At 71.0% G+C, this 21,255-nt stretch carries 20 protein-coding genes and 3 tRNA genes; 15 read left to right on the top strand and 8 right to left on the bottom strand.

The window, feature by feature from the left end:
* Nucleotides 1-8 precede the first annotated feature (8 nt).
* Nucleotides 9-968: a CDP-alcohol phosphatidyltransferase family protein gene (locus AB0368_RS16200; protein ID WP_366154667.1), complete on the bottom strand. Its 960-nt coding sequence runs from the start codon at nucleotides 966-968 to the stop codon at nucleotides 9-11.
* 1,235 nt (nucleotides 969-2,203) lie between these two features.
* On the opposite strand from AB0368_RS16200, the gene AB0368_RS16195 reads away from it, so the two are divergent.
* The 3 genes from AB0368_RS16195 (at nucleotide 2,204) to AB0368_RS16185 (ending at nucleotide 2,431) form a co-directional block, all read left to right on the top strand.
* Nucleotides 2,204-2,277: transfer RNA gene (locus tag AB0368_RS16195), tRNA-Arg, on the top strand.
* 4 nt (nucleotides 2,278-2,281) lie between these two features.
* Nucleotides 2,282-2,354 (top strand) — tRNA-Lys (locus AB0368_RS16190).
* Between the two features lie 2 nt (nucleotides 2,355-2,356).
* Nucleotides 2,357-2,431 (top strand) — tRNA-Met (locus AB0368_RS16185).
* An 87-nt stretch (nucleotides 2,432-2,518) separates the two neighbouring features.
* Here AB0368_RS16185 and AB0368_RS16180 read toward each other — a convergent pair.
* On the bottom strand, nucleotides 2,519-3,313 hold the full coding sequence (locus AB0368_RS16180) for an SDR family oxidoreductase (protein WP_366154666.1): 795 nt from the start codon (nucleotides 3,311-3,313) through the stop codon (nucleotides 2,519-2,521).
* Nucleotides 3,314-3,374: 61 nt separating this feature from the next.
* A complete protein-coding gene (locus AB0368_RS16175) occupies nucleotides 3,375-4,391 on the bottom strand; it encodes an acyl-CoA desaturase (protein WP_366154665.1) in 1,017 nt (338 codons plus the stop codon).
* Nucleotides 4,392-4,491: 100 nt separating this feature from the next.
* Here AB0368_RS16175 and AB0368_RS16170 point away from each other — a divergent pair, with 100 nt between their 5' ends.
* Entirely contained in the window at nucleotides 4,492-5,778 is a 1,287-nt protein-coding gene (locus AB0368_RS16170; protein WP_366154664.1) for a sensor domain-containing protein, read from the top strand.
* A complete protein-coding gene (locus AB0368_RS16165; RefSeq protein WP_366154663.1) occupies nucleotides 5,730-6,365 on the top strand; it encodes a response regulator transcription factor in 636 nt (211 codons plus the stop codon). The genes AB0368_RS16170 and AB0368_RS16165 overlap by 49 nt, the downstream gene beginning before the upstream one ends.
* Nucleotides 6,366-6,371: 6 nt before the next feature.
* On the opposite strand, the gene AB0368_RS16160 is transcribed toward AB0368_RS16165, so the two are convergent.
* Nucleotides 6,372-7,424, bottom strand: a complete 1,053-nt coding sequence (locus tag AB0368_RS16160; RefSeq protein WP_366154661.1) for an oxidoreductase — start codon at nucleotides 7,422-7,424, stop codon at nucleotides 6,372-6,374.
* A 91-nt stretch (nucleotides 7,425-7,515) separates the two neighbouring features.
* Here AB0368_RS16160 and AB0368_RS16155 point away from each other — a divergent pair, with 91 nt between their 5' ends.
* The 7 genes from AB0368_RS16155 (at nucleotide 7,516) to AB0368_RS16125 (ending at nucleotide 15,807) form a co-directional block, all read left to right on the top strand.
* Nucleotides 7,516-8,115 carry an antibiotic biosynthesis monooxygenase gene (locus tag AB0368_RS16155; RefSeq protein ID WP_366154660.1) on the top strand — a complete coding sequence of 200 codons (600 nt, stop codon included), beginning with the start codon at nucleotides 7,516-7,518 and terminating at the stop codon, nucleotides 8,113-8,115.
* A 108-nt stretch (nucleotides 8,116-8,223) separates the two neighbouring features.
* A complete protein-coding gene (locus AB0368_RS16150; RefSeq protein ID WP_366154659.1) occupies nucleotides 8,224-10,056 on the top strand; it encodes a sensor domain-containing diguanylate cyclase in 1,833 nt (610 codons plus the stop codon).
* Between the two features lie 18 nt (nucleotides 10,057-10,074).
* Nucleotides 10,075-11,034 (top strand): non-homologous end-joining DNA ligase, encoded by a 960-nt coding sequence (gene ligD, locus AB0368_RS16145; RefSeq protein WP_366154658.1) that lies wholly within the window; start codon nucleotides 10,075-10,077, stop codon nucleotides 11,032-11,034.
* Between the two features lie 88 nt (nucleotides 11,035-11,122).
* Nucleotides 11,123-12,310, top strand: a complete 1,188-nt coding sequence (locus AB0368_RS16140) for a S8 family peptidase (RefSeq protein ID WP_366154657.1) — start codon at nucleotides 11,123-11,125, stop codon at nucleotides 12,308-12,310.
* 215 nt (nucleotides 12,311-12,525) lie between these two features.
* Nucleotides 12,526-13,050, top strand: a complete 525-nt coding sequence (locus AB0368_RS16135) for a hypothetical protein (protein WP_366154656.1) — start codon at nucleotides 12,526-12,528, stop codon at nucleotides 13,048-13,050.
* A 183-nt stretch (nucleotides 13,051-13,233) separates the two neighbouring features.
* Entirely contained in the window at nucleotides 13,234-15,336 is a 2,103-nt protein-coding gene (locus tag AB0368_RS16130; RefSeq protein ID WP_366154655.1) for an MMPL family transporter, read from the top strand.
* Between the two features lie 21 nt (nucleotides 15,337-15,357).
* On the top strand, nucleotides 15,358-15,807 hold the full coding sequence (locus AB0368_RS16125; protein ID WP_366154654.1) for a YdeI/OmpD-associated family protein: 450 nt from the start codon (nucleotides 15,358-15,360) through the stop codon (nucleotides 15,805-15,807).
* Here AB0368_RS16125 and AB0368_RS16120 read toward each other — a convergent pair whose 3' ends face one another.
* A complete protein-coding gene (locus AB0368_RS16120; RefSeq protein WP_366154653.1) occupies nucleotides 15,808-16,500 on the bottom strand; it encodes a hypothetical protein in 693 nt (230 codons plus the stop codon). It abuts the gene before it with no gap.
* 204 nt (nucleotides 16,501-16,704) lie between these two features.
* Here AB0368_RS16120 and AB0368_RS16115 point away from each other — a divergent pair, with 204 nt between their 5' ends.
* Together AB0368_RS16115 and AB0368_RS16110 are read left to right on the top strand one after the other, a co-directional pair.
* The gene (locus AB0368_RS16115; protein WP_366154652.1) at nucleotides 16,705-17,895 is read left to right on the top strand and encodes a hypothetical protein; all 1,191 of its coding nucleotides are present in this window, start codon (nucleotides 16,705-16,707) and stop codon (nucleotides 17,893-17,895) included.
* 52 nt (nucleotides 17,896-17,947) lie between these two features.
* The gene (locus AB0368_RS16110; protein ID WP_366154651.1) at nucleotides 17,948-18,505 is read left to right on the top strand and encodes a hypothetical protein; all 558 of its coding nucleotides are present in this window, start codon (nucleotides 17,948-17,950) and stop codon (nucleotides 18,503-18,505) included.
* Nucleotides 18,506-18,511: 6 nt separating this feature from the next.
* On the opposite strand, the gene AB0368_RS16105 is transcribed toward AB0368_RS16110, so the two are convergent.
* From AB0368_RS16105 to AB0368_RS16095, 3 genes are read right to left on the bottom strand one after another with little or no spacing between them, the layout of a single operon-like run.
* A complete protein-coding gene (locus AB0368_RS16105) occupies nucleotides 18,512-18,859 on the bottom strand; it encodes a thioredoxin domain-containing protein (RefSeq protein ID WP_366154650.1) in 348 nt (115 codons plus the stop codon).
* Nucleotides 18,841-19,221 carry a MerR family transcriptional regulator gene (locus AB0368_RS16100; protein WP_366154649.1) on the bottom strand — a complete coding sequence of 127 codons (381 nt, stop codon included), beginning with the start codon at nucleotides 19,219-19,221 and terminating at the stop codon, nucleotides 18,841-18,843. The genes AB0368_RS16105 and AB0368_RS16100 overlap by 19 nt, the downstream gene beginning before the upstream one ends.
* Nucleotides 19,222-19,262: 41 nt before the next feature.
* On the bottom strand, nucleotides 19,263-20,444 hold the full coding sequence (locus AB0368_RS16095; protein WP_366154648.1) for a glycoside hydrolase family 3 N-terminal domain-containing protein: 1,182 nt from the start codon (nucleotides 20,442-20,444) through the stop codon (nucleotides 19,263-19,265).
* Between the two features lie 53 nt (nucleotides 20,445-20,497).
* Here AB0368_RS16095 and AB0368_RS16090 point away from each other — a divergent pair, with 53 nt between their 5' ends.
* Nucleotides 20,498-21,241, top strand: coding sequence for an alpha/beta hydrolase-fold protein (locus tag AB0368_RS16090; protein ID WP_366154647.1), 744 nt, complete (start codon nucleotides 20,498-20,500; stop codon nucleotides 21,239-21,241).
* Nucleotides 21,242-21,255: the final 14 nt, after the last annotated feature.

Genomic DNA, 21,255 nt, shown 5'->3' with positions numbered 1-21,255 from the left:
GAGAGTCGCTACTCCTTCGCGGCCGTCGTGAGATCCCGAGCCGGATCCTGGACGGGGAGGTGCGGGTTCGCTCGCTCCATCGCGGCTGAAGCATGGGCCTTGGCGAGGGCTACCGGGAAGGCGCGGGTCGCCTGCCACAGGCGGAAGATCAACCACAGCTCGAAACCCAGCAGAAGGGCGCCGGCCACCACCGACGTCTGAATCACCCAACCGGTCAGGGGGCCGATGATGAACACCGTCATCTCGAACTCGATGCCGCTCACCAGATGGGTGCGGATGCGGCGGGACAGCAGCATGTGCCGCAGGCGGGCGCGGGGGCCGTGCGGCATGACCTGAACGGCGGGGTCCGGCGCCTCGGGCGGCGGGACGGGGCCGCGAGCCTCCGAGAGCTGGTCGCGCATGCTCTGGCGAAGTTTCGCCATCTGCTGGGAGTTCACGTACCGGAAGAGGTCCAGGAACGTCACGCCGATCAAGGCCCATAGGTACGCCGTGGAGCCGGTTCGCGCGTACTGGCCGACGAACAGGGCGACGGCGCAGATGAAGACTCGGAGGCGGTCGAACATGAAGTCGAACCAGGCGCCGAACATGGACCCTGTGCCGTTGAGCCTGGCGATCTTGCCGTCCATGCAGTCAACGATGAAGCTGACGTGGAAGAGGAGCGCGCCCGCGACCAGCCACCAGCGATCCTGCATCGCGAAGCAGGCTGCCGCGGCCAGGCCGAGGACCGTTGCCAGGACGGTCAGCAGGTTAGGGGTGATCCATCGGTACGGCGAGACGAACCGGACCAGCCTGGCCGCTACCGGGTCGACGAGCAGGACCGTCCACCACGCGTCGCTGGTCTTGTACGTTCGCTCGCGGATCTCCTGCAGCGATGAGCGTTGCACCATAACCCCGATCAACGGTCGGACCATCACTCCGGAAACGACTTTTGTCCGTTTTGTAACCCGAGGCTGGAGCGGGTTACCCATGAGTGCGCGAATCGTGGAGGCGTCGGTCCTGTACGAGCGGCCGCTCACGTGCGGTTTCGAGGAGCGGTGGGCGTAGTGCGGTCTATTCATGGCCAACGGTCGATGTCCGGGCGCCGGGCTAAGGCCACTGACGGGCCGGTCCACCTGCTGACTGGCGGGTCCGCTTGCTGTCTACCGTGGATGCCGGGTCAGCCTGTCGCCATCACGGAGGACCTGCGGCGCTCCACTACGACGACGAGGAGCGCCCGGCCCGGACGCTCGCCGAACGCGTCGGGCCAGGGGTGACGGTCATAACGTTCCCGCCGCGCTGCATGCGCTCTGGAAAGAGTTCGGGCCGCTCGCTCAGGGAGCTAACCCGACGGCTGCGAACGCCAGGGACCGGCGCTGAGGCCTGCGACCGTCAGGGACCGCGCTGAGGCGGGCGAACGCCAGGGGGCCGGGCTGAGGCGGGCGAACGCCAGGGACCGCGCTGAGGCCGGCCGCGCCTGAGGGCGGCGAGTGCGAGGGATCGCGCTGAGGGCAAGGAGTGCCAGGGACAGCCCGACGGAGCCTAGTGCGAGGGACCGCCCTGAGGGCAGCGGATGCATGGGACCGTCCTGAGGGCGAGCGGGCGAATGCGAGGGGCTGCCTCGCGGTAAATGTGTTGAGGGCGACCAAGCAGCGCCCTAACGTATGACTGGTTCCGAACGGGGGAGCACGGGCAGGACGGACTCGAGGGGGTGGAGATGATCGGCAGCGCCGCGAAGCGAATGCGGGGACTGTGGATGATGCGCCCGGGTCTGGGCCGGCGACGCGGCTGATCACCGCGTTCTGCTGCCGCCGCCCGGTTCGCCGACGGCGGCTTTCTTTCTTCCGGGGAGCTGGTCCAGGCGAGGGACGGCGGTTCTTGAGGTGCGGTGGCCCGCGCGGGCCGGCTGCGGTGGTACCTAGACCACCGGGCTCGCTGGCAGGGATTAGTTGCGCTACCCCGCCAACGCGCGACGGCCCACCGCCCCTGGGATTAGGGCTGCCATTGGAACAAGGCCGCCCCTCGGAACAAGGCCCCCCTCGAGGCCAAGCGGCGGCTGAAGACAAAGCGGCGGCTGAAGAGAAAGGCGCGGCTGAAGACAAAGCCGCGCTGAAGTTGAAGGCACCTGCACAGGGATGCCTGACGACGAAGCCGTGCCCAAAAGCCAAAGCCGAGCCAGACACAGAGTCGACCGAAGACACCATGCCGATCGAAGACACGAAAACGATGCCCCATGGCGCAGATGGAGAGCGCGCGACGCTACGAACGTCGAGGCCGCAGGTTCGAGTCCTGCTGGGGGGTGCGGGCGCCGCTAGCTCAAATGGTAGAGCGACTGACTCTTAATCAGTTTGTTCGGGGTTCGAGTCCCCGGCGGCGCACTAGCAGGGTGGAGCAGTTCGGAGTGCTCGCGGGTTTCATAAGCCCGAGGTCGTGGGTTCAAATCCCATCCCTGCCACAAACGCAGGCGGAGCGTTGGCTGCTCGCCCGCCCCTCATAAGGGCGGACCGCCCGGTTCGACACCGGGGCCTGCGACAGCGGGTGATCATGTAGTGGTGCGCAGCCAGCCGCCGTCGATGTAGTACGTCGAGCCGACCGCGTAGCTCGCCCGCGGCGAACACAAGAACACGAACAGGTCGGCGATCTCCTCCGGGTCGGCGAACCGGCCGATCGGCGCGTTGTCGTCGGCGATTTTCTGCAGGTACGCCTCCCACGATGTGTCCGTCCCGGCCGTCAGCTGCTTCGCTGTCTTCTGCCAGTCCGGCGTCATCACCAGACCGGGATTGACGGCGTTGACCCGAATGCCGTCGCCGATCAGCTCGTTGGCCAGGCACTTCGAGAACATCACCAGCGCCGCCTTGGTGACGTTGTAGATCGGTTCGTAGCCCAGGGGCTGGGTGGCGCAGATCGATGCGTTGTGCAGGATCACCCCGCCGCCGCGGGCCTTCATGCCCGGGGCGAGGGCGCGGGCCAGGCGGACCGCGGCCATGACGTGGAGTTCCCAGTACGCCTGCCAGCGCTCGTCGGGCGCTTCGAGGATGGTTTCCTCGCTGCCGGTGCCGGCGTTGTTGATCAGGATGTCGGCGCCGCCGAACTCTGTGGTGACCGCGTCGGCGAGGGCCGCTATGCCGTCCGGGTGCGCGACGTCGGCGGGGACCGCTATGGCGCGTACCGGGAAATCGGTTCTGATCCTGTCCACGACGGTCCGCAGGCGGGACTCGTCGCGGGCGCACAACGCGAGGTGGACCCCCTCGGCGGCCAGGCCGCGGGCGACCGCGAGACCGATACCGACGCTGCCACCGGTGATGACCGCGACCTTGTCGGTGAGCTGAAGATCCATCGTCGCCTCCTGTTCGATACGTGCGGCACGCCAGGTGCGCCAAGAGCACGGTCGCACAGGTTCAGGGGCGCAGGGGAGCGCCCACCGCGTGCAGGTGGCGAAGGGCGATGCCGTACGACTCGGCGAGGCCCGTGACCTCGTAGGAGACGCCGATCTCCGCGCAGTACGCCTGCACGATCGGCTGGGCCCTGCGCAGGTTCGGCGTCGGCATGCCCGGGAACAGGTGGTGCTCGATCTGGTGGTTGAGGCCGCCGAGCGCCGCGTCCGTCAGCCATCCTCCTCGCACGTTGCGGGACGTCAGCACCTGCTTGCGGAGGAAGTCCTCGTCGCCCGTCGGGTGGGGCATGCCCTTGTGGTTCGGCGCGAACGTCATGCCCAGGTACACCCCGAATAGGGCCTGGTGCACCACGAAGAACGCCAGCGCCTGGAACGGGTTCAGGACGAGCAGCAGGGCCGCCAGGTAGCCGATGATGTGCGTGGCAAGCAGGGCGCTCTCGAAACCGCGGCGCTTGATCGATCCGGCGCGGAGCGCGCTGACGCTGTCCTTGCGCAGGCTCAGCCCGAGCAGGGTGAGCAGGGGGAAGAACAGCCAGGCCTGGTTGCGGGTGAGCCAGCGGCCGAACCGCCCGCGGCGGCCGGCGGCCGCCTCCGTCGACCACACCAGCACTCCCGGCGCGACGTCCGGGTCGAGGTCGTCGTGGTTGGGGTGGGCGTGGTGCTTGGTGTGCTTGTCCATCCAGTAGCCGTAGCTCATCCCGATGCCGAGGTTGCCGGCGATCATTCCGGCGCGGGAGCTCGGCCTGTTGGTGCGGAAGACCTGACGATGCGCGAGATCGTGTGCCACCAGGGCCACCTGGGCGAAGGTGACCGCGAGGAAGACCGCCACGGCCAGGGTCCACCACGACGACCCCACCATGAAGAACGCGCTCCAGCCGCCCACCAGCATGGCGCCCACGACGCCGAGCCGCAGGGCGTAGTAGCCGGGCCTGCGATCGAGCAGGCCCGCCTGGGATATCCGGCGTCCGAGTTCGGCGAAGTCGCTGCCGGCGGTGGTTTTCGGCCGTTCCATCGTCGTCATGGTTCAAGGGTCTCGGGGCCGGGGCTCGATGTCAGGAGTGGAAGCACCCGGAGGTTGGTGGGGTTAACCCCACCACGGCGGGAGGACGGAGAATGGCGCCATGGAGACGCGGACATGGCTGCGCACCGGGCTGCGCGCCGTCGCGGGCGGGATCTTCGCCGTCGGGCTGTCGGTGACGAACATCCCGTTGCTCGTGCTCTGGATCGTGGCCCTCGCCCTCAGCCCGGTGGCGGGGCTCGGCCTGATCGCGTTGCCGTTCATGACCCTGGTGCTGCGGGCCCGTGCCGACCTGGAGCGCAAGCTCGCCGCCCGGGCCGGCGTGGTCATCGGCCGGCCGTACGCCCCGGGACCGCCGCTGGCGATGCCGGGTGGTTGGCGGCGGTATCACTGGATCCTCACCGACCAGGCGACCTGGCGGGACGTCGCCTGGCTCGTGCCCGGCGCGATCGTGAGCCTGGGACTCGGCGTGATCTCGCTGGTCGTGCCGATCTACGGCGTCGAGGGCATCGTCCTGCTGCCCTTCTGGCTCTACCTCGGCACCGACTGGTACGGATACGGGCTCTTCTGGCCCATCGAGAGCGTCGGCGAGGGACTCTCGTCGATGCCGCAGGGCCTGGTGATCCTGGCGGCGGGCATCACGGCCGCGCCCTGGCTGCGCCGGGTCGACGCCCGGTTCGCCAAGCTCTTCCTCGCCCCGACCAAGGCCGCCGAGCTGCGGCTGCGGGTGGCGCACCTGACCGTCAGCCGGGCCGACACGGTCGACGCCCAGGCTGCCGAGCTGCGCCGCATCGAGCGGGACCTGCACGACGGCGCCCAGGCGCGGCTCGTCTCGCTCGGCATGACGATCGGGCTGGCCGAGGAGATGCTCGACCGCGATCCGGCCCGCGCGCGGAAGCTGCTCGCCGAGGCGCGCGAGGCCAGCGTTGCCGCACTGGTGGAGCTCCGGCTCCTCGTGCAGGGCATCCACCCGCCGGTGCTTGCGGAGCGTGGCCTCAACGGCGCTGTCCGCGCTGTTGCGCTCAGTCTCCCGCTGCCGATCAGCGTCGACGTCGACCTGCCGGGCCGGCCTGAGACGCCGGTCGAGTCGGCGGCGTACTTCGTGATCGCCGAGGCGCTGACGAACGTCGTCCGGCACAGCTCTGCCCGTACCGCTGCGGTTTCGATCGTGTACGACGGCGGCCGGCTCGCAATGGTCGTCTCCGACGACGGCGCCGGCGGTGCGGATCCGCGGGCCGGCACGGGCCTGCGGGGCATCTCGCGCCGCCTTGCCGCCTTCGATGGCACCATGGCGCTGTCGTCCCCGCCGGGCGGCCCGACCGTCGTCACGATGGAGCTGCCGTGCGTGTTGTCATCGCCGAGGATCTCGCCCTTCTCCGGGACGGGCTGACCCGCATACTGGAGGCCTTCGACTTCGAGGTTGTCGAGGCGGTCGACAACGGTCCCGCGCTGCTGCCGGCCCTCCTGCGGCATCGCCCCGACGTGGCCGTGGTGGACGTCCGCCTGCCGCCGACGTTCACGGACGAGGGGCTGCAGGCCGCGATCGCGGCCCGCACCGAGGTTCCCGGCCTGCCCGTCCTGGTGCTTTCCCAGCACGTGGAGCCCCTGTACGCGCGTGAGCTGCTCACCGACCGCAGCGGGGGCGTCGGCTACCTGCTCAAGGACCGCGTCTCCGATGTCGCCCAGTTCGTCGACGCGGTCCGCCGGGTCGCCGCCGGTGGCACCGCGATGGATCCCGAGGTCGTGTCGCAGCTGCTCGCGCGCCGCGAACCGCTCGCCGCCCTCACCGCGCGGGAACGCGAGGTGCTCGGTCAGATGGCGGAGGGCCGCTCGAACGCGGCTATCGCGGCGCGGCTCTGCATCACCGAGAAGGCCATCAGCAAGCACATCAACAACATCTTCACGAAGCTGGACCTGCCACCGTCCGACGACGACAACCGGCGGGTGCTGGCGGTGCTGACCTACCTGGGCGGGTGATCGCGGTCAGTGCCGCCAGGTCAGCCTGGCCACGCGGCCCTGTTCGCCCGAGGCCCAGCACGCGCCGTCCGCGCAGCGCACCGCGTCGAAGCTGCCGCCGTCGAACTCCGTCCAGGTGCGGCCGCCGTCGCGGCTGATGTCGCTGCCGGTCGGCCCGACCGCCAGGGCCGTCGTGCCGTGCATCCAGGCGGCTCCCGAGCGGTACTCGCCCGGCTCCGTCCGGGCCGGCCTCCAGGTGCGGCCGCCGTCGTGGGTGGTCGCCGCGGCATCCAGGGCCGTCTCCGGTACGGCGTAGTCGCCGCCGACCGCGATGCCGTGCCACGGGTCGCGGAACGCGAGGCTGTAGACGCCGGCGCTGGGGCCGCTCGGGATGCCGCTGTCGGTGACGCGCCAGGTGCGGCCGCCGTCGGTGGTGGCGAACGTCCGGGCCCGCTCGCCCCCGCCGGTGGCGAACCAGGCGTGGCCGCGGCCGAGGTGGTCCGCGGTGACCAGGCAGGTGCCGCTGGCCGCGAAGGCGAACTCGCCGGGCAGCGCCTCCGGCATGCCGTCCGTCGGCTGCACCTGCCAGCTGTGGCCGCCGTCGGCCGTCGCGAGGATGCGGAACCTGCCGCCGACCGGGTCGGACAGAGCCAGGCCGTGGCGGCGGTCCAGGAACGTGACGCAGTCGTAGAAGGCGGCCGGGTCGTCGTTGCGGAACGTCTCGGTCCAGGTGGCGCCGCCGTCGCTGGTCGCGTACAGGCGGGACTGGTCGCCCTCGCCGATGGTCAGGGCGACGGCGTGGTTCGCGTCGAAGGCCTCGATGTCACGGAACTGCAGGTCCGCCGTACCCGGGGGATCCACCCGCTGCCAGGCCCGCCCGCCGTCGACCGTACGCAGAATGGTCCCGGCGGAACCCGCCACCCAGGCGATCCGGTCGCTGACCGGGGCCAGGCCGCGGAAGCGGGCCGTCACGCCCGTGCCGGAGAGCTCCCACGACGGTGCCGGGACGCCGGAGCTGAAGCCGCTCGTGGCGGCGAGGGTGACCAGGCCGAGCGCGGCCATCGACAGCTTTCGAATCATGCCTCCGGAACTTACTCCAAGGTGAGCGAGGACACGGGCGGAGAACGCCGATCGCAGCCCGCCCGTGATCCCGGCGGCCGAGGATGGGGGCATGGAGACCGCACCTCAGCAGCTCGCCGTCACGGTGGCGATCACCCGTAAGGCCGACCCCTCCCGCAACGCGGAGATGCTCGCCTGGGTGCGCGCCGGGGCGACGCTGGCGGAGGACTTCCCGGGCTTCCTCGGGGTCGGCTGGGTCCGTCCGGTGCTGGGCTCCACCGAGTGGCACATGCTCTACCGCTTCGCCGATGCCGAGTCGTTGCACGCGTGGGAGGAGTCGCCGCAGCGCCAGTGGTGGCTGTCGTCCGCGCAGGGCATGGTGGAACACACTCGGGTCGAGCGCCGCACCGGCATCGAGGGCTGGTTCGACCCGCCGCGTGAGCAGTCGGTCGACGAACTGACCGCGGCCCCCGCGCCACCGCCGCGGTGGAAGCAGGCCGTGACGATCTGGCTGGGGTTCTTCCCGGTGAGCCTGCTGTCGGCCGTCACGCTGGGTCACCTGTTGGAGGGCCAGCACGTGGTGATCCGCACGCTCGTCTCGACGCTGGTGCTGACGCCGCTCATGGCCTATCTGGTGCTGCCCCGGATCACCGGAGCGCTCCAGTGGTGGCTGCACGGCCAGCCCCCGCCGTGGCGGAGCGGCCGGGCTTGATGCCGCGGTGCGGATGGTGCCGCCGGGACGGTTGTGGCGCGGATTCCGCGCGGATTTCTTCAGGTCCCCTCCGCCACGCCCGATAAATCCGGGCGAGGGAGGCATTCCATGCGGCTGCGCAACTGGATCGCCGTGGCCGTCAGCGTGTTGTTGCTGGTGGCCGTCGGCATCGTCGGCGTACTGGTCAACCGTTCGGCGCTGCGCGCGGCCGACACGGTTCACCGTGCTGACTCACAGGCGTTGGCCGTGAACAACGCCACCCTGGCCGGACAGATGCAGCTGCTCTCCGCCAAGGAGCTCAACGAGTTCGCCGAGAGCCGCCCGTTCATCCTGGCGCCGGGTCAGGCCGGCGACCGCAAGGCCCTCGAGAAGTACGTCGCCCAATCGCCTTTGTTCCCCTACGGGGCGGCGATCACGGACCTCAACGGCACCGTCATCAACGCCACGCGGGCCAACGCGCTGCCCGACGCCACCGACCCGGGCTACAAGGTGATGCTGAGCCTGTTGCTCGCCGGCAAGCCCGGGTTCTCCTCGGTCATGTCGGTCTACGGCACCGACGGCAAGCGCACGGCGGTCGAGGCCGTCGGGGTGCCGATCAAGGTCGCCGGGGCTCCGGTGGGGCTGCTGCTCGGCTTCAACAAGTTCGCCGACACGACCCTGCAGGCGTACACCTCGAAGCTGAAGTCCGACGCGCACCTGACGATGATCGTCGACAGCGCCGGTACGGTCGGGTTCAGCAGTGACGGCACGAGGATCGGCACCACGATCGACCCCGCCGTCGTGGCCGCCGCGCGCGAACACCCGCAGGGATCCACGTTCGTGGAGTACCACGTCGGCCACACGCCCATGACCGCCATCCTCGTCACCGGCGACGTGCTGCCGGACGGCTGGAACTACGTCCGGACGCAGACGACGGCCTCGTTCGACGGCGCGGTCCACAAGCGCAGCCAGACGATCAACCTGACCCTGCTCGCCATGCTCCTGATCGGCGCGGTCGGCATCTCGATCCTCGGCTACCGCACCCAGGTGCAGCGGCGGCGTGCCGACGAGAAGTTCCAGGCCCTGTTCCAGCACGCGCCCGACATGGTGGCCGTGCTCGACGCGGACGGGCGGCTCGCGTACTCCAGCCCCAGCGCGGCTTCCGTGCTGCACTTCCCACCGGGTTCGCTGCAGGGCAGCAGCGTCTTCGACCTCGTGCATCCCGAGGACCGGCCCCGCATGATGGAGGCCTTCGGGCGGCTGTTCGCCGAGCGCGACAGCGTGCTGCGCCTGCAGACGCGGGTCCTCAACGCCGCCGGCCGGGCCACCTGGTTCGAGTTCACCGCGTCGAACCAGATGCACAACCCGGCCCTGACCGGCATCGTGATCAACGCTCGCGACGTCTCCGAGACCCGCGCGTTCCAGGAGCGGCTGGCCTACGAGGCGCAGCACGACCCGCTCACCGGGCTGCCGAACCGCCGCCGCATGCAGGACGCGCTCGGCACCTCGTTGCAGCAGGAGTCGGTGGCGGTGCTCTTCGTCGACCTGGACGGCTTCAAGCCGGTCAACGACGCCCACGGCCACGAGGTCGGCGACGAGCTGCTGCGCCAGGTCGCCGACCGGCTCAGCGGGTGCGTCCGCGTGCAGGACGTTGTGTCCCGGGTCGGCGGCGACGAGTTCGTGGTCCTCATGCCCGGCGTGACCAACCGCGCGGACGCCGACGCGATGAGCACCCGGGTCCGGCTGTCGGTCGAGCGAGCGTTCCACGTCCTCGGCAACGAGATCACCATCGGGGCGAGCGTCGGCGTCCACCTCGCGAACGCCTCGGACGATCCCGGCCAGGCGCTGCGTGCGGCGGACCACGCGATGTACGCCATCAAGCACCTCGGCGGCGGTCGCCGCGCTGCGATTCCGGAGCAGCGCGAGCTGATTCGCGTGGGGCGCCACCGCTCGGAGGACTGAGCGGCTAGTTTGTGGTCCATGGCCACGAAGGCGCCCGCGGTGGAGGTCGAGGCGGGGGAGCACACGGTACGGGTGTCGAACCCCGACCGGGTGTACTTCCCGGAGCTCGGCCTGACCAAGCTCGACCTCGTCCACTACTACCTGAGCGTCGGCGACGGCATCGTCCGGGCGCTGCGCGAACGACCGTGCATGCTGCACCGCTTCCCCGACGGCCTGGCCGGCGAGAAGGTGCACCAGAAGCGGGTTCCGCACGGCGCCCCGCCGTGGCTGCAGACCGTGCGCGTCACCTTCCCCCGTTACAACCGGCACGCCGACGAGCTGTGCGTGACCCAGCTGGGCGAGGTCGTCTGGGCGGTGCAGATGTCGACGGTCGAGTTCCACCCGTGGAACTCGCGGCGCGCCGACACCGAGAAGCCGGACGAGTGGCGCATCGACCTCGACCCCATGCCCGAGTGCGACTTCGCGACCGTACGCCGGGTCGCGCACGTGGCCCACGAGGTCCTCGACGACCTCGGGATCGCCGGCTATCCGAAGACCTCCGGCGGCCGTGGGTTGCACGTCTATGTCCGCATCAAGCCGGAGCACGGCTTCGGTGACGTACGCCGGGCCGCCCTTGCCTTCGCCCGCGAGGTCGAGCGCCGCGCCGCCGCGGACGTCACCACTACCTGGTGGCGCAAGGACCGGGATCCCGCCAAGCTCTTCGTCGACTACAACCAGAACGCCCGCGACCACACGATCGCGAGCGCGTACTCGGTGCGGGGCAACCAGCGGGGGACGGTGTCGACCCCGATCCGGTGGGACGAGATCGACGACGTCGAGCCCGACGACTTCACATTGCGGACGGTCCCGGCCCGGTTCGCCGAGCTCGGGGATCTGCACGCGACCATCGACGACACCGCGCACGACCTGCGTCCGCTGCTGGAATGGGCGGAACGCGACGAAAAGGCGGGTCTCGAAGGACCCGCGGACAGCGAATGAACCGAGACATTCTCATGAATCGATAAAACTGTTACGTTCACCGCACGGAGTCAACCCGTCACAGGGGGAGGCGTTCATGCGGAGATCCATGAGATGTGCGGTCGCGGCAACGGCGGCCGTCGCCCTGACCACCCTAGGCGTGCCGGCGGCCGCCGATGCGGCGCCCGCCGAGAAAGCAGTCCTCGCCGCATCCGGCGCCGAGGTCGTCCCGGACAGCTACGTGATCGTCCTGAAGGAGAACCGTTCCGCGGTCGCTGGGCAGGCGCGCACCCTCGCGAGCCGTCATGGCGGCACGGTGCGGCGGACGTACTCGCATGCGCTGCGCGGCTTCGCGGCCACGATGACCGCCCGCCAGGCTCGCCGGATGGCCGCCGACCCGGCCGTCGCGTACGTGCAGGCCGACGTCGTCCACCGGGCGAGCGACACCCAGACCAACCCGCCGTCGTACGGCCTCGACCGGATCGACCAGCGCAACCTGCCGCTGAACTCGGCGTACACGTACTCGACGCGCGCCTCGAACGTGCACGCTTACATCATCGACACCGGGATCCGCATCACCCACCAGGACTTCGGCGGGCGCGCGACCAGCGGCTTCGACGCCGTCGACGGCGGTACGGCCGACGACTGCAACGGCCACGGCACGCACGTCTCGGGCACGGTCGGGGGCACCTCGTACGGCGTCGCGAAGGGCGTGCAGCTCGTCGCGGTCCGCGTCCTCAACTGCCAGGGCAGCGGCACCACGGCACAGGTCGTGGCGGGCATCGACTGGGTGACCGCCAACGCGCAGAAGCCCGCGGTCGCCAACATGAGCCTCGGCGGCGGCGCGGACACCGCGCTGGACAGCGCGGTGACCCGGTCGATCGCCTCCGGCGTGAGCTACTCCATCGCGGCGGGCAACGGCCTCTTCGGCATCTTCGCCCTGGACGCCTGCACCCAGTCGCCGGCGCGCGTGCCGACCGCCATCACGGTGTCCGCCGTGGACAGCAGCGACCGCAAGCCCAGCTGGGCCAACCGCGGCACCTGCGTCGACCTCTTCGCGCCCGGCATCAACATCACCTCGGCGTGGGGGACCGGTGACACCGCCACCAACACCATCAGCGGCACGTCGATGGCGACCCCGCACGTGACCGGCGCGGCCGCGCTCTACCTGGCGACGCACCCCACCGCCACGGCGGCCGACGTGCACTCGGCGGTCGTGTCCGCGGCGACCACCGGTGTGGTGGGCAGCCCGGGCTCCGGCTCGCCCAACCGGCTGCTCTACACCGGCGGGTTCTAGTCAAGCCGGCGGGCCGCGGTCAGCTCGAACGAGGTACCCGTGGCCCGCCGGTCCGCTCCGCATTTCCCCAGCTCAGCGGCGTTTTCCTCGACTCGCCCAGCGGTCGCCGCCGCATCGCCCGGTTCCGCGGGTTCGACGTCTGCTCGGACTGCGGCTGGGTGGACGCCCGTACCTGAGGAACTCCGGTGGTTGCGCGCGGAGGCCAGAATGGGGCGATGCACACGCCCTTCACCGGGGTCCTGCTGCTGCCGGACTCGCCCGTCCTCGGCTCCACCTCCACCGTCACCACGGACGACGGCCTGCCCGTCGCCACCATCCGCCGCCGGGTGTGGAGTTCGCGCCGGCGCTTCGAGATCCTCGACGCGACCGGCACGGCGCTGCTGGCCGCCGGCGCCCAGGCCGGGTTCTGGGGCAACAAGTACGAGCTCATGGGCCCGCAGTCGGAGTTCCTGCTGTCGCTGAAGTTCGGCGGGTGGACCGGCCCCTCGGGCCGCGGCGTCGTGTCGCTGCCGGACGGCCGCAGCCTGGCCACCAAGGGGAACTGGACGGCACGGGAGTTCACGATCACCGACGAGGCCGGCTCCCCGGTCGCCGAGCTGCACACCCGCGGCGGCCTGTTCGCCCTGGGGCAGAACCTGGCATTCGAGCTGCGTACGCCGGTGCTGTCGGTGGTGCAGGCGATCGGCCTCGCCCAGTGCATCCGCGCCGCCGTCGAGTCCGCCTCCGCGGCGGCCGCCTAGACCGACCGGCCCCCCTCAGGTGGGGGGGTCCTGCGCCGAACCGCCGACCCCGGGTCGACGATCAACCCATCCGGTGTGATCGATGTCCCTGAAAAAACCCCTGAGCTGTCGGCTCGCTGCTTCTGGCGGGCGGCCGGGCGGGTCTACGCTCGCCTGCTGTCGGACTACATCGGGGGTAACGGCATGGCTTGGCTCGTGTGTGGACGATGGACCAAGTGGGTGGTCCTCGGCCTGTGGGTGGTGGTTCTCGCGGTCGCCGGGCCGCTGGCCGGGAAGCTGACCGGCGTCGAGAAGAACGACAACTCGGCGTGGCTGCCCGGCGGCGCCGAGGCGACCCAGGTCGCCGATCTTCAGGGCCGGTTCGGGCCGGACGACATCGTGCCGGCCGTGATCGTGTACGAGCGCGGCGCCGGCGTCACCCCGGCCGACCGGCAGAAGGCCACCGCCGACGTGGCGCGGCTGCAGCAGATCGCCGGGGTGGCCGGTCAGGTGGCCGGCCCGGTGCCCGCGCAGGACGGCAAGGCGTTCCAGACGATCGTGCCGATCAAGGTGGACCAGGACGGCTGGCAGCGCATCGTCGAGGTCGTGGACCAGGTGAAGGCGGCCACCGGTGGCTCCGCGGCCGGCCTCGACGTCCACCTCGCCGGTCCGGCTGCCACGGCGGCCGACTCCGCGGAGGCGTTCGAGGGCATCGACGGCACGCTGCTCTACACCACGCTCGCCGTCGTGACGATCATCCTGCTCATCACGTACCGGAGTCCGATTCTCTGGCTGTTGCCCATCCTCTCCGCCGGCGTGGCGCTGACCGCCTCGCAGGCGGTCATCTATCTGCTCGCCAAGCACGCGGGGCTGGTCGTGAACGCGCAGAGCGCGGGCATCCTCACGGTGCTGGTCTTCGGCGCGGGCACCGACTACGCGCTGCTGCTGGTCGCGCGCTATCGGGAGGAACTGCGCCGGCACGAGGACCGGCACGAGGCCATGGCGCTCGCGCTGCACCGGGCCGGGCCGGCGATCATCGCCAGCGCCGCCACCGTAGCAATCGGCATGTCCTGCCTCACCCTCGCCCAGCTCAACTCCACGAGCGGCCTGGGCCCGGTCGCCGCCATCGGCGTCGCCGTCGGCCTGCTCGCCATGATCACGCTGCTGCCGGCCCTGCTCGTCATCTGCGGGCGCTGGCTCTTCTGGCCCGTACGCCCGAAGGCCGGCTCGGCCGAACCGACCGCGACCGGCGTCTGGGCCCGGCTCGGCGTCCGCATCGCCCGGCGACCCCGCACCGTCTGGATCGGCACTGCGCTGGTCCTCGGCGCGATGTCGCTGGGCCTGTTCCAGCTCGACGCGAACGGGCTCGCCCAGGCCGACCAGTTCGTCGACCGGCCGTCGTCGGTGGCCGGCGAGGAGGCGCTGGCCCGGCACTTCCCGGCCGGCCAGGGTCAGCCCGTCGTGGTCATCGGGCAGAACTCGGCCGCGGCGCAGATCCGGTCCACGGTCGCCGGCACCGCGGGCATCAGCTCGGTGGGCGACCCGGTCGTCAACGGCGACCTGGTGCTCTACGAGGCGGTGCTGACCTCGGCCCCGGACAGCGACGAAGCGATGGCGACCATCGAGCGGGTCCGCGACGCGGTGCACGGGGTCGGCGACGCCAAGGTGGGCGGCATGACCGCCATGACCCTCGACGTCAACACGGCCAACGACCACGACAACCGGATCATCATCCCGCTGGTGCTGCTGGTCGTCCTCGTGATCCTCGGCATCCTGCTGCGCGCGATCGTCGCCCCGCTGGTGCTCATCGCCACCGTGGTGCTGTCGTTCGTGGCGGCGCTGGGCGTCAGCGCCCTCGTGTTCAAGCACGTGTTCGGCTTCGCCGGCGAGGACACCTCGTTCCCGCTGTACGTCTTCGTCTTCCTGGTCGCCCTCGGCATCGACTACAACATCTTCCTGATGACCCGGGTACGCGAGGAGACGCTGCAGCAAGGCACCCGGCGCGGCGCGCTCGTCGGCCTCGCCGCCACCGGGGGCGTGATCACCTCGGCCGGCATCGTGCTGGCCGGCACGTTCGCGGCGCTGGCCAGCCTCCCGCTGGTGGCCTTCGCCGAGATCGGGTTCGCGGTGGCGTTCGGCGTCCTGCTCGACACACTGGTGGTGCGCTCGGTGCTCGTCACGGCGCTCGGCCTCGACCTGGGCCGTTGGCTGTGGTGGCCGAGCAAGCTGACCCAGGTGCGGGACGAGCCCGCGGTCGTCCCGGCGGAGGCCGGCACGCCCGGCCGGGATCTCGACCCCGTGCCCTGATCGGCGGCTATTCTCGCCCGCATGAGATTCCGGGCAGAACTGCAGGCCACGGGTGGTACCACGACCGGCTTCCAGGTCGGCGACGAGTTTGTCGCCGACCTGGGCGGCGGGGGCCGGCCCAAGGTGGTCGTGACGGTGAACGGCGAGTCGTGGCGGGGGTCGATCGCCCGGATGGGCGGCAGCTACTGGCTCGGCGTCAGCGCGGAACGCCGCGCTCAGGCCGGCATCGCCGCCGGCGAGGTCCTGGACGTCGACGTCGAGCTGGACACCGCACCCCGGGAGGTCGACGTGCCGGCCGACCTGGCCACGGCCCTCGAATCGTCCCCGGCGGCGAAGTCGTTCTGGGCCACGCTGTCCTACAGCAACCAGAGCTGGCACGTCCTGCAAGTGACCGGGGCGAAGACGCCGGAGACCCGCGCCCGCAGGATCGAGAAGTCGATCGCCCTGCTCGCGGCGGGTAAGGCCCGTTAGCTAGCCGATCCGCTTCAGCGTCGTGCCGACCAGCTTCCGCCAGTCGGCCGCGAACTGCGGGTTGGCGCTCGCGTCCGAGCGGCCCAGGCGGTAGATCGCGTACTGGTCGACGAGCACGACATTGTTCCGGGCCAGCGCGGCCACGGCGACGTCCGCGGTGGCCGGGTGTGCCTTGTCGTAGAGCTTGTTGCGTACGGTGACGAAGCCGGCCCAGGCGCCCTCCTCCAGCGGCGAGGTGGTCGCGGTCTCGGTGTACGCGGGCTCTTCCCGGTCGCCGGACTTGGCCGGTCGCTGCGTGCTGGGCGGGCAGGCGTTCGCCAGAGTCTGCAGGGTGGCGAGGGCGGTCGCGGCCGAGACGGCGTCCTCGTAGACGAGGGCGTGCTGGGTGAGGCTCTGCACGCCCTTGGTGCCCTCGTCGGACAGCGGCGCCGAGACGACCGTGGGCCGCCCGGGGATCGCCGCCGGCTCGGTGTCGGCGCCGCAGATGCTCACCAGCTGCGCGGGCGCCGCCGACTCGGTGGGCGTCTTCCAGGTGGGGCCGACCTCCGCGGGCTTGAGCAGCGCGTTGCGCATGACGTCGGCGGAGATGTGGTTCTTGTCCGGCTCGGGGGAGTCGTCCGACGAGCAGCCGGCGAAACCGGCGACGGCGACGATCGCGAGCACACCCCGAACCATCCGACCAGGCACAAGCATCCGGCCATGATGGCAGACGGCTCCCGGTGCCGGTCGGCCAGTTGACAGTTCCCGGCGTATCAGGGGCCCGCGCGCGGCGATCTTCTAGTCGGACACGATCGAGGGGGACGTGTCCCGCCGCCCGCCCGGCAACGGGCGGGCGGCGACATCACTTTGTTCATGATATTGAACATCGTCGTTATATCGACATGCTGTGCTGCACGGATGAGACGTGTCGGAGCTGTCCTCGCCATCCTGGCCCTGGCCACCCTGGTGCCCGTCGTCCCGGCGTCCGCGGCCGCATCCGCATGCGCGTGGCCGACGGAGGTCGGCGCCCAGGCGGCGAACATCGCGTTGCCGGACTCCAACGCCCGCTACTGGGTAATGCCCTTCCAGGTGCGTACGGGCCGGGAGATCACCGTGACCGGCGCCTTCCCCGACACCCGGTACGCCTCCTTCACGGTCTACGACGGCTTCCACGGTCCCTTCACCAGCAACGGCGTCTTCTCGTCGCGGCCCGACTTCGAGATCGCCCCGGACCCCGGCAGCGCCAACCCGTGGCAGCGGCCGGCCGTGGCCGGCGGCGCGTACACGCTGCACCTGCGGATGACCGTTGCCCCGGGGGAGACCAACGTGCTCCCGCTCGCGCCGCCGGATGCCGAGGACGGCCAGACCGGGTATCTCGTGTACCGCATCTACCTGCCGACCGGAGGCACGTCGTCGCCGGTGCTGCTGCCCACCCTGACGGTCACCGACGGCGGTCGGAGCCGGACGTTGCGGCCCTGTGAACGTACGGTGACCGTCGCCGGCAGCCACCGGATCCCGCAGCCTGCCCTGGGTCGTGACCTGCACTTCGCCCGCTCGTTCGGCAATGACGAGCTGTTCCCGAATCCGGACAGCGGATACCTCAACGCCTGGGTGACGCCGCCGGGTCGGGACCGGGTCGTGGTGATCCGCGGCAAGGCGGCGCGGAGCCCGGACGAGCCGCACCCGCACCCGTGGCCCGGGCCCGGCGACGACCTGCGGTACTGGTCGCTCTGCACCAACCTGCGCTCGCCCTTCTACCCCGTCGTGGTCAACAATCTGCCGGACGGAAGCACCGACCCGGGCTGCCGCCACGACGACGTGGTCGCGCTCGACACCGACGGCTGGTACACCTTCGTGCTGGGCACGGAAGCGCAGCGCGCGCGCATCGAGGCCGTGCCGGGTGTGACGTTCGTGCCGTTCTCGCTGGCGGAGCCGGAGACTCGGCACCTCGTGCTGCTGCGCAACATGCTGCCGGCGCCGGGCTTCGGGCCGGCCGTGACGCACGTGCCGCCGGACGGGCGCCCGGGCACGGCGGCCGCCGTGATGGGCGACTACTACCCCCGTGGGCACGTTTGCCCGCTGAACAGGCTCGTGACCTGCGCCGGGTAGACGGCACGAAGCCGGGATTACCTAGCATCACGGAGTTCCTACGCTCAGTGGCATGTCGATTCCGAGAATCTCCGCCGCTGTGATGCTGGCCCTCGCCACCGCCGCCCTGACCGGCTGCTCCGTCACCCTTGCGTCCCCGTCCGCCGAGTCCGCCTCGCCACCGCCATCGCCGTCGTCCTCGTCTTCGTCGTCGTCGAAGACGAAGACGGCGCCGAAGAAGGAGGCCAAGACGAAAGCGGAGCCGTCCCACGAAGGCACCACGGTGAGCCGTCCGAGCCCGCGCATCGTGTCGTTCACCGTCTTCCAGAAGCCGGGCTGCCCGTCGGGCACGGACGTCTCCCACACCGACGCCGTGCCGCTGATCCTCAAGTGGAAGGTCACCGGCGCCCACTCGGCCGCCCTCTCCGTCGACGACCCGACCGGCACCCCTGGCACCTATGGCCCGGTCGCCCTGCAGGGCATGCAGGAATTCCACTTCTCCTGCTCCGGCGCGGCGGGCTCGACCGAGACTCACACGTACGCCCTCTACACCGTCGGCGGCGGGAAGCAGACGCACCGGACGCTCAAGGTCTCGGCCACGGTCCACGAGACCGGCATCCCGGTCAGCTGAGCACGGTCAGCGATTCGCGTACGGTTCCACGGCCGCGGTCAGCGCCGACCTCAGCATCCGCTTCGGCCGTGCCCCCACGATGGTGTTCACCACGACACCGGAGCGGAAGACCATCAGGGTGGGCATCGACAGGACCCGGTAGGCCCGGGTGCTCTCCGGGTTCTCGTCCGCGTTGAGCTTGGCGATCAGCATCCGCCCGGCGAATTCGCCGGCCAGCTCGGCGAGGGTCACCGCGACGGGCCGGCACGGCGGGCACCATTCCGCCCAGAAATCCACGAGTACGGGCAGACGCGCGCCCAGCACCACGTCGGCGAACGTGTCGTCGGTGAGGGTGATCAACGAATCTTCAGGCATCGGGTCTCCCGCTCCTCGATCGCCTGGGCGAGCTGCCCGCGCAGCTGGTCCCGTACGGCGGCGAGCTGATCGAGGCACTCCTCGACCTCCGCGAGCTTGCGGCGCAGCACGGCGACGGAGTCCGGGCATACGTGCCCCGCGACGTTCCCGGCCCGCAGGCACGCCACGAAGGGCCGGATGTCGTCGAGCCCGAACCCGGCCGCGAGCAGCGCCCGGATCTCGTGCACCACGCGCAGCTCGCCCTCGTCGTAGCGCCGGTAGCCGTTGCGGTCGCGGCGGGGCTCGACCAGCCCGTGCTCCTCGTAGTACCGCAGCGTGCGGGCGCTGGTGCCGGCCCGCTCGGCCAACTCCCCGATCAGCATGACCCCACGCTAGGCCTTGCCGCCGACGTCAAGGCAAGCCCTCAGGCAGAGCACGGCAGCAGCCCGGCCCGGTCCTTGGTGCGCAGGACGTGGCCGGCGGCGTCGGTCAGCCGCGCATCGAAGGCCGGTGACGTGCGTGCCTCGCCGACCAGGGCGGCCTCCATCGGCTTCGCGTCCTGCGGCCGGATCGACAGGACCAGGTCACCGCCGGCCGCCACGAACCGCACCGCCCGCTCGCCCACCGGCACGAACCCGGCCGCGTCGGCGGCACCGAGGTCGTCCGACATGACCAGGCCCTGGTAGCCCAGCCGCTCGCGGAGCAGCCCGGTGACGATCGGCTTCGAGAACGCGGCGATCGTGGAGCGGTCCAGCCGGGGATACCGCGCCGACGAGATCATCACACCGGCGGACCCGGCCTGCATCCCGGCCTCGAACGGCTTCAGGTACGGGTCGTCGGCCGTCGTCCGGGCGTCGACGGCGTCCCGGGAGACGTCGGTGTTCGCCAGTACGCGGCCCAGCCCGGGGAAGTGCTTGAGGATCGTGAGCACGCCCGCGCCCTGCGACGCAGGCACCACGGTGCGGATGTCCGCCGCCACCTTGCCGGGGTCGGAGCCGTACTGCCGGCCGAAGGCGCCGATCGGCGGGTTCGCGGCACCGACGTCCGCCGGAACGGTGTCGGCGACCGGCGCCAGGTTCACGGTGACGCCGATGTCCGCCAGCCGCTGTGCGCTGTCGCGAACACTGTCCCGCAGTTTCGCCTGCGAGCCGCGCCCGAGCCGCTGCGCCGAGGGTACGAGCGGGAAATCGGGCCCCTTCAGGGTCTGCACGCTGCCACCCTCCTGATCGAGGGCGACCAGCGGGGTGATCTTCCCGGCCCGCCGCAGCGCGGCGATGTCGGCCCGCAGGCCGGTGGCCCGGCGGGTGCTGCGCCCGGCTAGGAACACCCCGCCGAGATGCCGCTCGGCGATGGCCTCCTCGAGCCGCCGGGGGTCGTCCACGGGCGCCCCGATCATGAGCACCTGCCCGGCGCGCTCCTCGGCGGACATTCCGGCGAGCGTCCGGGAGACGCAGCCGGCGGATGACGGCGAGGCGGACGGCGCCGCGGCAGTGGGGGCGGACGCTGCCGTTGCGGTGGCGGCCGGCCGGTCGGAGCAGGCGGTCAGTGCGCCGCCGGCAGTGACAGCGACGATCCCGGCCAACGCCCATCCCAGTCGAGCATGCATTGGTGCCACGCTAGCGCGCGGCATCCAGCGCGGCCGGTGACTAGCGTGGGGGAGTGCGTCACTATGCGGTGGATCTCGCCGTACCCGCCGGTGGGCGGTCCGGGACCGTTGCCGTCTACGGACAGTGGGGCCGGCCCGTGCTGGTCTTCCCGACCGAGGGCGGTGACGCCTGGGAGTTCTCGCGCAACGGCATGGTCGGTGCGGTCGAGGACCTGATCGAGGCCGGGCGGGTCAAGCTGTACTGCGTCGACTCCTTCGACGCCGAGACGTGGTCGGCTCACCACCTGCCGTTGGAGGAGCGCGCCTGGCGGCACGCCGCGTACGAGGCGTGGGTGCTCGACGCGGTCGTGCCCCACATCCGCGCGGACACCGGGGAGTCCGCGGAGATCGTCACGGCCGGCTGCTCGCTGGGCGCCTTCCACGCCCTGAACTTCGCCTTCAAGCGGGCCGACCTCTTCCCGCTGGCGCTGGGCTTCTCCGGCAACTACGACCCGGACACGTGGCGCGGCTGGGGCGATCGGGGCGACGCCGTCTACTTCAACAGTCCGGGTGACTACGTCGCCAACCTGCACGGCGACCACCTGGACTGGCTGCGGCAGCGGCTGTCGGTGCTGCTGGTCTGCGGCCAGGGCCGGTGGGAGGACACCACCGGCGCGCTGGCGTCGACCCGGCGGATGGGCGGGCTGCTCACCGCCAAGGGCATCCGGCACGAGCTGGATCTGTGGGGTCCCGACGTGCCCCACGACTGGGAGTCGTGGCGCAGCCAGATCGCCCACCACCTGCCCCGCTTCAGCTGACGGAGGCTGGCGGA

This window comes from Actinoplanes sp. NPDC051475, from assembly GCF_040689425.1.
In the GTDB taxonomy this organism is placed as follows: Bacteria; Actinomycetota; Actinomycetes; order Mycobacteriales; family Micromonosporaceae; genus Actinoplanes.
Note: the sequence above shows the minus strand (reverse complement) of the source record. Positions and strands in the feature narration are given on the sequence as shown.